A 1254-nucleotide genomic window follows, 5' to 3' on the forward strand; every position below is an offset into this window, starting at 1 on the left:
CGAGTCAGAAACCGTTGATGTAGGCGAAGGACATGCGAAAGGTCCGGCGTAGAGGGTAAGACCCCCGTAGTCGAAACATCAGCGGCTCGTTTGAGAGACACCCAAGTAGCACGGGGCCCGAGAAATCCCGTGTGAATCTGGCGGGACCACCCGCTAAGCCTAAATATTCCCTGGTGACCGATAGCGGATAGTACCGTGAGGGAATGGTGAAAAGTACCGCGGGAGCGGAGTGAAATAGTACCTGAAACCGTGTGCCTACAAGCCGTGGGAGCGTCGGACGGAGAGCTTGCTCTTCGTCTCGTGACTGCGTGCCTTTTGAAGAATGAGCCTGCGAGTTTGCGGTGTGTTGCGAGGTTAACCCGGGTGGGGAAGCCGTAGCGAAAGCGAGTCCTAAGAGGGCGTTTGAGTAGCACGCTCAAGACCCGAAGCGGAGTGATCTAGCCATGGGCAGGTTGAAGCGGCTGTAAGAGGTCGTGGAGGACCGAACCCACCAGGGTTGAAAACCTGGGGGATGACCTGTGGTTAGGGGTGAAAGGCCAATCAAACTCCGTGATAGCTGGTTCTCCCCGAAATGCATTTAGGTGCAGCGTCGTGTGTTTCTTGCCGGAGGTAGAGCACTGGATAGGCGATGGGCCCTACCGGGTTACTGACCTTAGCCAAACTCCGAATGCCGGTAAGTGAGAGCGCGGCAGTGAGACTGTGGGGGATAAGCTCCATGGTCGAGAGGGAAACAGCCCAGAGCATCGACTAAGGCCCCTAAGCGTACGCTAAGTGGGAAAGGATGTGGAGTCGCACAGACAACCAGGAGGTTGGCTTAGAAGCAGCCATCCTTGAAAGAGTGCGTAATAGCTCACTGGTCTAGTGATTCCGCGCCGACAATGTAGCGGGGCTCAAGCGTACCGCCGAAGTCGTGTCAATCCAGCAGGAGCCCCAACGGGTGCTGGGTTGGGTAGGGGAGCGTCGTGTGCCGGGTGAAGCAGCCGCGGAAGCGAGTTGTGGACGGTTCACGAGTGAGAATGCAGGCATGAGTAGCGATACAAACGTGAGAAACGTTTGCGCCGATTGACTAAGGGTTCCTGGGTCAAGCTGATCTGCCCAGGGTAAGTCGGGACCTAAGGCGAGGCCGACAGGCGTAGTCGATGGATAACCGGTTGATATTCCGGTACCCGCTGTGAAGCGTCAAACATCGAACCAGGCGATGCTAAGTCCGTGAAGCCGTTCCGGACCCTTCGGGGAATGGAAAGTGGTGGAGCC

1 rRNA gene is annotated in these 1254 nt (G+C 57.0%); it reads left to right on the forward strand.

Annotated elements, in window-relative coordinates:
• A 23S ribosomal RNA gene (locus KUM40_RS20760) occupies positions 1–1254 on the forward strand; the annotation flags it as partial.

The organism is Streptomyces sp. AC512_CC834, from assembly GCF_019049325.1.
In the GTDB taxonomy this organism is placed as follows: Bacteria; Actinomycetota; Actinomycetes; order Streptomycetales; family Streptomycetaceae; genus Streptomyces.